We start from the raw sequence: 10,092 nt of genomic DNA on the forward strand, positions 1-10,092 counted from the left end.
AAGGGTCAAAGCGCTTTTTTTTTGGATTACCAACCACCGCTGGCACCACCACCACCAAAGCCTCCGCCACCGAAACCACCACCGAAACTTCCGCCACCGCCAAAACCACCACCGCCAAAGTTTCCACCTCCGCGATAACCTCTGCTGCTTCCCAAACTACCCAGTAAGATAGCGGTAAAAATATCAGAAGAATCAATGTTGTTTCTTTTGTGAGGACCGCCACCATTTCCAGTATTGTTTTTCTTGTTCATCAAAAAGAGTACAATCCCAATGATTACAATTAAAACCAGAAGGTTTCCTTTTCCTTTGCGTCCTTTTTTGGTTTCATTTTTGTATTCGCCAGCCAATACTTTAATGATGAGGTCAGTGGCTTGGTTGAAACCGTTGTAGTATTGTTGTTGCTTAAAATTGGGCGTAAGGACTTGATCTATAATTTGTTTGCTGACATAATCGGTCAATAGGTGCTCTACACCGTAGCCTGTTGCGATATGAATTTTTCTTTCTTGAGCCGCAACTAAAATAAAAACCCCGTTGTCTTTTCCTTGCTGCCCAATTCCCCAATCTTGTGCTTTTTCGGTAGCGAGCATAGCGATGTCATAACCGTTTAGGCTTTCAATGGTAGCGATAGCCACCTGGGTAGAAGTTGTATCGCTATAACGGATAAGTTTTTGAGACAAGGCTCGCACTTCTTGATTTGACAAAAGGTTTGCCTGGTCATAAACTCCCTTGAAAGTAGTTTCTTTTTTGGCTAGCGGTTCTTGTGCTTGGAGTAGTATTGCTGAAAAAAAAGCCAGTCCAAGGACTAGCTTTGTCAAGTGTTTGATCATGTGTTTTTATTTTCTATCTCCAAACAAACGTAGTAAGTACAGAAACAAGTTGATAAAGTCTAAGTAGAGGGTAAGTGCCCCTAGTATAGCTCCTTTTTTGGCCTGTTCTTCACTATGTATTTGATTGGCCATTCTCTTTATTTTTTGAGTATCGTATGCGGTCAGTCCAACAAAAACAATCACCCCTACATAGTTTAAAAGATAATATAACATAGAAGATTGTAAAAACATATTGACTACAGTCGCAATGACCAAACCGATCAGGGCCATGAACAATAAATTTCCCCAGCTGGTCAAGTCTTTTTTAGTGGTGTACCCATAAAAACTCATGATTCCAAAAGTAGCTGCTGTAATAAAAAAAGTAGAAGCAATAGAGGCAGGGGTGTAAATCATAAAGATAGTAGAGAGGGTAAGTCCATTTAAGATGGCGTACACCACAAACAGGAAACTTGCTTTTTCTGCGGTCATTTGTTGGATCCTAGCAGACAACCAAATCACCAATCCTAATTCTCCACCGATGAGGGCGTAAAACAATAGTTTGTTGATGCCTCCTGTTGCAGGGAATAGCAATTGCGAAAATGCTGGTGTTGTGATTGCCCACCATGACATAAAAGCGGTAATTAATAACGCTCCACTCATCCAAGCGTATACTTTGTTCATAAATGCAGCTTCTTTTACGGTGCTGCTTTCCATAGAATATTGATTTCTCATCATTAACCTTTTGATATTTCGTCTGACAATTCGTTGGTGTCGTCACTTTGGTAAGCAAAGTAGGTTTTTAATTGTTCTCCTGCTTCAGCTATACCATCGATGAGTCCTTGAGCGAACTGTCCTTGTTTGAATTGATTGATTACTTTGTTTTTTGTGCTTTCCCAAAAATCATCTGGCACAACTTTGTTGATTCCGTCATCTCCTAAAACTACAAATTTTTTGGCTTCAGTAGCTACGTAAAAAAGCACACCATTTCTGGCCTCTGTCTCAAACATTTTTAAATCGTTAAAAACAGCAATGGCTTTGTCCATCACTTCGCCTTCAAAAGTGGGTTCTATATGAACTCTAATTTCTCCGGAGGTGTTTTTTTCTGCTTTTTGAATGGCAGCTACAATTTGTCTTTCTTCGACTTTGCTAAAAAATGTTTGTGATTCGCCCATGATTAAAATTTTACTTCTGGAGCCTTGCTAGCCGAAGGATCGGCTTTGAAATAGTCCATTTTTTCAAAAGAAAACATATTTGCGGTAAGATTTTTTGGGAATTTTCGGATCATCGTATTGTATCCAATCACCATTTTGTTAAAGCGATTTCGCTCAACATTGATTCTGTTCTCTGTACCTTCAAGCTGTGCTTGTAGTCCACTAAATTGTTGGCTGGCTTTTAAATCTGGATATCGTTCAGAGACCATCATCAATTTTCCCAAAGCACCACTAAGACCTTGTTGTGCCTCTTGGTATTTGGCAATATTTTCAGCGGTCAAATTGCTAGCATCTATGGTTACTGCCGTTGCTTTTGCTCTGGCTTCAATCACTCCCGTCAAGGTTTCTTGTTCGTGACTAGCATATCCTTTTACGGTAGCGACCAGGTTTGGAATCAGGTCAGCTCTTCGCTGGTAAGCACTTTCAACATTTGCCCATTGTCCTGTGGCAGCTTCTTGAGCGCTAACCATACTATTGTATCCACAAGAACTCAATGAGATGGCAAGGATAAGAATAGAGATATAAGTTACAATTTTTTTCATTTTATAAAATTAGAGATTATAAATTTAAAGTAGCATAAATAATACCACAAACACAAAGTGACAAAATGTCCTTAGAGTTGATTTTTGATTCTAATCAATTCGATTTTGATATTTTCTAATCTACTGATAACTTTTGAATTGGTGATGGTTTCTTTTGGGTTTTCTCGAAGTTTTTTTCTAACGCCTTCTAAAGAGTATTTCTGTTCTTTGGCCAGCTGATAAATCATTTTAAAGTTTTCAATATCATGTGCTGTAAACATTCTATCTCCTTTGCTATTCTTTTTGGGTTTGATCATGTCAAACTCTTGTTCCCAATAGCGTATCATAGAGGCTGTTACACCAAAAGCATCGGCAACTTCACCAACTTTGTAATATCTTTTTTTTGGAAGGTCAATGTGCATTGGCTTAGTCTAAAGATTGATTTTCTTGTGAAGATAGCACAAGCATAGTTTCGTATTCTTCAGGAGTTAAGTCATTGTGATAAAAATACACAGGATTCAGTTTTCTTTTTCCTTTTTTCACCTCATAGTGTAGGTGAGGAGCTGTAGAGGAACCAGTAGAACCTACGACACCAATAATGTCACCACGCTTTACTTTTTGACCTCTTCTAATTAGTATTTTGTTTAAGTGTCCATAAGTGGTTTGATAGCCAAAACCATGGTTGATCACAATATGATTTCCAAGCCCTTTTCTAGATCTTTTGGCCGTCTTGACAACTCCATTTCCTGTTGCATAAACATTTGTTCCTTGAGGAGCAGAAAAATCCATTCCCCAATGCATTCTTCTTGTTTTGTATATCGGATGGATTCTCACTCCATATCCAGAAGCCATTCGTTTTAAATCTTTATTGGCAACGGGTTGGATAGCAGGAATAGAAGCGAGCATTTCAGATTTGTTTTTTGCTAGCTTTACAATTTCATCTAAAGATTTAGATTGTACGACCAAGCGTTTGGCCAAAATGTCCATTTTCTTTGTGGCCTCTACCACAAGACTACTGTTTTTGAATCCTTCAAGATTTTGATATCTATTTATCCCACCAAAGCCAGCACTACGCTCGTCTTCAGAAATTGGTTCTGCCTCAAAAACAACACGATAGATATTGTTGTCACGCTGTTGAATTTCTTTTAGAATCGCATCAGACTCTCTCATCCTTTTTTCAAGAAGTTCGTAATTAAATTTAAGATTCAAAAGTTCTTGACTGGTTGCTCGCTCTGAGGGAGACTTTAAGATGGTGCTAAATCCAACAAAACCAATGAGACCGATCAAAAGAACAGCGATCATATAGAGAAAAGCATCCCTAGCGATGCGCTTGGGTTTTTTTTCTACCGGCTGGTAAGAAAGCGTTTCAGAATTGTAGTAAAATTTTGCTTTCGCCATGAATCTAAAATAACTATTTTTGTGACTTAATCAAAACATGAGCAAGCCCATCGATGATCAAAGATGTAAAATTACAAAATGTTTTACTAAAGTAACAATCGATTCTTGCTTCACCCAATTTATAGTATGAAATCTCAGGATATAAGAAAGAAGTTTATCGCATTTTTTGAATCAAAACAGCATCAAGCAGTGCCATCAGCCCCAATGGTGTTAAAAAATGACCCTACGTTAATGTTTGTAAACGCTGGGATGGTTCCTTTTAAAGAGTTTTTTTTAGGGCAAAAAAAAATTGTCAATTCAAGAGTGACTGATTCTCAAAAATGTTTAAGGGTTTCAGGTAAACACAATGATTTAGAAGAGGTAGGGATTGATACTTATCACCATACTTTGTTTGAAATGTTGGGGAATTGGTCTTTTGGAGATTATTTCAAAGAAGAAGCGATTGCCTGGTCTTGGGAGTTGTTGACCGAAGTTTTTAAGGTCGATAAAGATATTTTGTATGTTACCATTTTTGAAGGAGATAAAGGTGAAGGACTAGAAAGAGATCATGAAGCTTATGATATTTGGAAAAAATATATTGCAGAGGATAGAATTTTATTAGGAAATAAAAAAGATAATTTCTGGGAAATGGGAGCTCAAGGACCCTGTGGACCTTGTTCAGAAATACATGTAGATATTCGTTCTGCTGAAGAAAAGGCCAAAACCCATGGAGCGGAGTTGGTCAATATGGATCATCCACAAGTAGTGGAAATCTGGAACTTAGTTTTCATGCAGTTCAATAGGTTGGCAGATGGTTCTCTTGAGGACTTGCCAAATCAACACATTGATACAGGAATGGGATTTGAACGTTTGTGTATGGTGTTGCAGGGCGTGCAATCTAATTATGATACAGACGTATTTACACCATTGATTGGAGCGTTAGAGGCGAAAACGGGTGTCACTTATGGAGCTTCTGAAGAAATTGATATTGCTTTGCGTGTGATCTCAGATCATGTAAGGGCTGTAGCTTTTGTGATTGCTGATGGCCAATTGCCTTCAAGTACAGGGGCAGGATATGTAATTCGTAGAATCTTAAGACGTGCGATTCGCTACGGATTTACGTTTTTAAATCAAAAAGAAGCTTTTATTTATCAGTTGGTGACGGTGTTGAGTGATCAAATGGGTTCATATTTCCCAGAGATTACCGCGCAAAAACAACTGGTGATGAATGTAATTAAAGAAGAAGAAACTTCGTTTTTGAAGACCTTGGGTCAAGGATTAGGATTGTTAGATCAGGTGATTGCTCAAACCAAAGGAAAAGAAGTTTCCGGAGAGAAAGCTTTTGAATTGTATGATACTTTTGGGTTTCCTATTGATTTGACAGCATTGATTTTAAGTGAAAAGGGTTACACTCTTAACGAGTCAGACTTTACTACTGCTCTTGAACAGCAAAAAAACAGATCAAGGGCGGCAGCAGAAATGGATATGGAAGATTGGGTGGTCTTAAAAGAAGACCCAGAACAAGAGTTTATTGGGTATGACTATCTAGAGACAAATGTCAAGATCACAAGGTACAGAAAGGTTACTTCAAAAAAACAAGGAACGCTGTATCAGTTGGTTTTTAATCTTACACCTTTTTATCCTGAAGGAGGAGGTCAAGTAGGGGATAGAGGTTTTTTGGAGTCTAGTAATGGGGATGTTTTGCACCTCATAGACACCAAAAAAGAAAATAATTTAGTGATGCATATTGCTAAAGATTTACCAAAAAATATAACAGATACCTTCAAGGCGGTAGTAGATGAAAAGCACAGAGCGTTATCAAACAACAACCATTCTGCAACCCATTTGTTACATTTAGCATTGAGAACGGTATTAGGAACTCATGTAGAACAAAAAGGTTCTTTGGTCAATTCAAAATATTTGCGTTTTGATTTTTCACATTTTTCAAAGGTAACTCCGGAAGAAATTCAAAAAATCGAAGCTTTTGTAAATGCTAGAATTCAAGAAAAACTGGAATTACAAGAGTTTAGAAATATTCCAATGCAAGAAGCACTAGACAAAGGAGCCATGGCTCTTTTTGGTGAAAAATATGGAGATACTGTGCGATTGATTCAGTTTGGAAATTCTAAAGAATTGTGTGGTGGAACACATGTGTCTAATACAGGGAATATCTGGCATTTAAAGATTACAAGCGAGAGTGCTGTCGCTGCAGGAGTCAGAAGAATTGAAGCCATTACTGGAGAGGTAGCTAAAGATTTCTTCACGCAACAAGACAAAGCATTAACGGAAGTAAAACAAACTTTGAAAAACACAAAAGATCCTATCAAAGCGATTGTAAACTTACAAGATGAAAACGCAGCTTTGAAAAAAGAAATCGAAGTTTTGCTCAAAGAAAAAGCAAAAAATATCAAAGGCAATCTAAAAGCAAATATCGAAACTATCGGTGGAGTTAACTTCTTAGCTACCAGGATTGATATGAATGCGGGTGCCATCAAAGATATTGCCCATGAACTGGGAGGGGAAGTAGAGAATCTTTTCTTCTTTGCGGGTGCAGAAAATGAAGGAAAAGCAACTTTGACCTCATACATTGCAAAGAATTTGGTAGAAGAAAAAGGGTATGATGCAGGTAAAATTGTTCGCGAATTAGGAAAATATATCCAAGGAGGTGGTGGTGGACAAAAATTCTTTGCTACGGCAGGGGGTAAACATCCATCAGGACTGTCTGAAGCTATCGCGAAAGTTAAAGATTATTTGTAGTATCTTTTGACCGTTGGTTTTTTACATGTTTAAATCCATCAGCTACAACTCAAAAAAGAACCAAAGATTTGAAGTTTAGAACAGAAATAAAATTAGAGGCTCAGCAACAAAATAAAGTAGATCACAAATCTAAAGTGTTGCTGCTGGGGTCTTGTTTTTCTGAAAGCATGGGTCGTAAACTTTCGTATTACCAATTTGACACATTGATCAATCCTTTTGGTACCCTTTTTAGTCCAACGGCCATTGCAAAGGTTATTGAAGATACTGTTGTACAAAAAAAACATAAAGCCAGCGAATTGGTTGTTCATGGAGATTTATTTCATTCCTTACATCACCATTCAGATTTGTCAGGGAGCAGTCCCGAAGTAGTTTTAGATCATATTCACCATGCACAACAATCTTGTTTTACACAACTGACACAAGCGTCACATGTAATGATTACGCTAGGGTCTTCGTGGGTTTATCAATATATATCTAAAAATCAATGGGTTGCCAACTGTCATAAAATACCGCAAAGTGAGTTTCGTAAGGTAGATTTAACGCTAGCTCAAATAGAGGAAGCTTTGGTTGAAATGGTCACTCATATCAGAAAAATCAATTCCTCAGTACAAATTATTTTTACAGTGAGTCCGGTACGACATCTTAAAGATGGAATGATAGAAAATTCTATCAGTAAAGCCAAATTGGTTACTGCAGTTCAATTGCTCAGAGAAAGTCATGCGGTTGCTTATTTTGGGAGTTATGAAATCATGATGGATGACCTTAGAGATTATCGATTTTATGAGGCTGATATGGTACATCCCAACTCAGTTGCTGTCGATTATATATGGGACCAATTTTCAAGGGTGTGGATTGACGAAAAATCACAAAGTTATTTCAAAAGAATTGCGTCTTTAAGAAAAAGTAAAGAACACAGACCGTTTCAGAAACATTCGATTTCTCACCAGTTTTTTTTAGAGACATTAGCAAAGAAGCAGCAAGAATTGGAACAAGAATTAAAGATTAAATTTGATGCATAAAAGTTTTCACTTACAAGGCGGGTCTTTTGATTCAGCAGAAGAGTTAATTTCTTTTGCTGAAACCATTTCAAAAGAGTTGCATCAATTTTTGTCTGAATGGTTTGATGATGAAAGTAGTATCGTCCTAAAAACTTCGGGCTCTACAGGAATTCCAAAGACCATCCATATCAAAAAGCAGTTGATGAAAAATTCAGCAAAATCTACAGGCGATTTCTTTGATTTAGGAGTGGGTACTAGAGCTTTGTGTTGTTTGTCGGTTACTTATATAGCTGGTAAAATGATGGTGGTAAGGGCTCTTGAACTGGGATGGGATTTAGATTTTGTAGCACCCGTGAACAATCCTCTAGCACAAGCTTTTTATGCTTATGATTTTTGTGCCATGGTGCCGCTACAAGTAAAAGCAAGTTTGTGGGATCTGCACTTGGTCAAAAAGCTATTGATTGGAGGTGGTGTGGTTACTTATGATTTATGTGAGCATTTGCAAGGACTATCGACGGAGTGTTTTGCCTCTTATGGGATGACAGAGACAGTGAGCCATATCGCAATAAAAAAATTAAATTCGGTTGAGCTACCCTTTAGCGAGGATAGAATAGGGAGTTCCGTGGCAAAAAAACTAAGTTTAGCTAAACGTAATCCTTATGTTTTGTTACCCAATATCTCTATTTCTCAAGATGATAGAAGATGTTTGGTCATCGATGCTCCATTGTTGAATGAGGAAAAAGTTATCACCAATGATATGGTAGACATATATTCTGAAACCGAATTTGAATGGTTGGGTAGATATGACCATGTCATCAATTCAGGGGGAGTAAAATTACATCCAGAGGAAATAGAAAAAGAACTTTCTAAAATAATATCGAAGCGTTTCTTTGTCGCTGGAATACCAGACCAACACTTAGGAGAAAAATTGGTTTTGATCATTGAGGGAAAACCAGAGTTCTACGATTTTTCCAATGTCACTCTTTCTAAATATCAAACGCCAAAGCAAATCATTTTTGTTGACGAATTTGTATCGACAGTCACAAAAAAAATCCAGCGAAAGAAAACACTGGATTTGATTACATCTTTAAAGTAAATCTCATTTATTTCAATAAAAAATCAATACTGAGGTTTGTGTCCAAAGCGTCAAAACCTTTGATTCTATTTTTTAGGATAAAGGTGTTGATTAATTTACGTTTTACATTGTCGTAAAAACGGGTTTGAAATTGAGCAGGACTTCTACCTGCCAAAATTTCTTCTCCAATTTTGTCTGATAACCATTCTACGGGTGTTTCAGACTTTAACTTTTTAAAGTCTAAGCTAGGTTGTAATGTTTTTCTGTCAATGGTTTCTAGTGTGAATTCAATATTCTCAGGGTGAGATTCATTAACATTGTAGTTCAGTATGTATTTTTGATTAAAAACTTTGATATCCATAATTGGGTTTGTTTTGGTTATTCAAATAAGAAATCAATGTCGGTGTTTACCTCCAAAACATCAAATTCCTCTATTTCTATTTTGTTAAAGAATGCTAAGATTAAATTTCTTTTTATCACTTCTGTAAAATGTGGTGTCAATTCCTCCTTTTTACATTCGTGATGTTCAATTCCATTTGGTAAAAAACTCATTCTGTCAATCGAAGTCAACGTACAAAGTACTGTGTTAGTGGTCTTAAGATCTTTAATGTTAAAAAGCATCATATTGGTTTTATGATATTCTTCAATAGTCATCAATCCTTCATCATCGTGATGGTGATGATCTTGATTTGTATGATGATGTTGGTGGTTACTCAAAATATTTGTTGATTTCGTTTTCAGACAAATTACAGTTTTCTACGTTGTGTATTTGTAATATTTCTTCTAAAGCGTCAATCTTAAACTTCAGGATGGATTTGTTTAGATTTTTTCCAGCTAAAAATTGTTTAAAACAGGTATTGTTTTCGTTTTCTAGCACTTCATGAACAACTTGCATGCTATCACGGTCCAAAGCCATCAAACGAAATCTTTTCGTCTTTGTATTTTTGTCATAACCAAAGCCTAATATGAATTGTTTTCTAAATTGTTGAACTGTCATGTATATGTTTTGTGTGGCAAATATAGTAATTACCTGTGTTGTTATAAATCAAAACCCTCTACAATAGTGAAGAGGGTTTGTGCTTTTTAATAGCAGTAAAAATTAGGCCATAGAATGATACACGTTTTGTACATCATCATCCTCCTCTAGTTTTTCTAATAATTTGTCTACGTCTGCTTGTTGTTCTTCTGACAATTCGCTTGTTGTGGTCGGAATTCTTTCAAAGCCTGAAGATAAGATCTCTAGTTGATTTTCTTCTAAATACTTTTGTATCGCGCCAAATTGATCAAAGGGAGCATAGATCAAAACTCCTTCCTCTTCTTTGAAAACTTCTTCGACTTCAAAATCCA

The 10,092-nt window shown here is 36.7% G+C and carries 13 protein-coding genes; 3 read left to right on the forward strand and 10 right to left on the reverse strand.

What is annotated here, in order from left to right; translation table 11 throughout:
• Positions 1–26 precede the first annotated feature (26 nt).
• From ABF281_RS07210 to ABF281_RS07235, 6 genes are all read right to left on the reverse strand, one after another.
• The gene (locus tag ABF281_RS07210; protein WP_347181004.1) at positions 27–827 is read right to left on the reverse strand and encodes a TPM domain-containing protein; all 801 of its coding nucleotides are present in this window, start codon (positions 825–827) and stop codon (positions 27–29) included.
• A gap of 6 nt (positions 828–833) precedes the next feature.
• Positions 834–1,541 carry a Bax inhibitor-1/YccA family protein gene (locus ABF281_RS07215; protein WP_347181005.1) on the reverse strand — a complete coding sequence of 236 codons (708 nt, stop codon included), beginning with the start codon at positions 1,539–1,541 and terminating at the stop codon, positions 834–836.
• Positions 1,541–1,978, reverse strand: coding sequence for a TPM domain-containing protein (locus ABF281_RS07220; protein ID WP_347181006.1), 438 nt, complete (start codon positions 1,976–1,978; stop codon positions 1,541–1,543). Before ABF281_RS07220 ends, ABF281_RS07215 begins: the two co-directional genes overlap by 1 nt.
• 2 nt (positions 1,979–1,980) lie before the next feature.
• A complete protein-coding gene (locus ABF281_RS07225; RefSeq protein ID WP_347181007.1) occupies positions 1,981–2,559 on the reverse strand; it encodes a LemA family protein in 579 nt (192 codons plus the stop codon).
• A 71-nt stretch (positions 2,560–2,630) separates the two neighbouring features.
• Positions 2,631–2,960, reverse strand: coding sequence for a MerR family transcriptional regulator (locus tag ABF281_RS07230; RefSeq protein ID WP_347181008.1), 330 nt, complete (start codon positions 2,958–2,960; stop codon positions 2,631–2,633).
• A 4-nt stretch (positions 2,961–2,964) separates the two neighbouring features.
• A complete protein-coding gene (locus ABF281_RS07235) occupies positions 2,965–3,936 on the reverse strand; it encodes a M23 family metallopeptidase (RefSeq protein WP_347181009.1) in 972 nt (323 codons plus the stop codon).
• Positions 3,937–4,062: 126 nt separating this feature from the next.
• On the opposite strand from ABF281_RS07235, the gene alaS reads away from it, so the two are divergent.
• The 3 genes from alaS to ABF281_RS07250 all read left to right on the forward strand — a co-directional run bounded on the left by alaS (position 4,063) and on the right by ABF281_RS07250 (position 8,766).
• Positions 4,063–6,672, forward strand: coding sequence for an alanine--tRNA ligase (alaS, locus tag ABF281_RS07240; RefSeq protein ID WP_347181010.1), 2,610 nt, complete (start codon positions 4,063–4,065; stop codon positions 6,670–6,672).
• 68 nt (positions 6,673–6,740) lie between these two features.
• Positions 6,741–7,691, forward strand: coding sequence for a GSCFA domain-containing protein (locus ABF281_RS07245; protein ID WP_347181011.1), 951 nt, complete (start codon positions 6,741–6,743; stop codon positions 7,689–7,691).
• Positions 7,684–8,766, forward strand: a complete 1,083-nt coding sequence (locus ABF281_RS07250; RefSeq protein ID WP_347181012.1) for an AMP-binding protein — start codon at positions 7,684–7,686, stop codon at positions 8,764–8,766. The genes ABF281_RS07245 and ABF281_RS07250 overlap by 8 nt, the downstream gene beginning before the upstream one ends.
• 7 nt (positions 8,767–8,773) lie before the next feature.
• Here the strand turns inward: ABF281_RS07250 and ABF281_RS07255 are convergent, their stop codons facing one another.
• From ABF281_RS07255 to ABF281_RS07270, 4 genes are all read right to left on the reverse strand, one after another.
• Positions 8,774–9,106 (reverse strand): hypothetical protein, encoded by a 333-nt coding sequence (locus ABF281_RS07255; RefSeq protein ID WP_347181013.1) that lies wholly within the window; start codon positions 9,104–9,106, stop codon positions 8,774–8,776.
• A 17-nt stretch (positions 9,107–9,123) separates the two neighbouring features.
• Positions 9,124–9,462 (reverse strand): hypothetical protein, encoded by a 339-nt coding sequence (locus ABF281_RS07260; RefSeq protein WP_347181014.1) that lies wholly within the window; start codon positions 9,460–9,462, stop codon positions 9,124–9,126.
• Positions 9,455–9,742 carry a hypothetical protein gene (locus ABF281_RS07265; RefSeq protein WP_347181015.1) on the reverse strand — a complete coding sequence of 96 codons (288 nt, stop codon included), beginning with the start codon at positions 9,740–9,742 and terminating at the stop codon, positions 9,455–9,457. The genes ABF281_RS07260 and ABF281_RS07265 overlap by 8 nt, the downstream gene beginning before the upstream one ends.
• Positions 9,743–9,844: 102 nt before the next feature.
• Positions 9,845–10,092, reverse strand: a 248-nt coding sequence (locus tag ABF281_RS07270) for a YebC/PmpR family DNA-binding transcriptional regulator (protein ID WP_347181016.1), incomplete at its 5' end; no start/stop codon positions are given.

The organism is Wenyingzhuangia sp., from assembly GCF_039768515.1.
Taxonomy (GTDB): domain Bacteria; phylum Bacteroidota; class Bacteroidia; order Flavobacteriales; family Flavobacteriaceae; genus Wenyingzhuangia.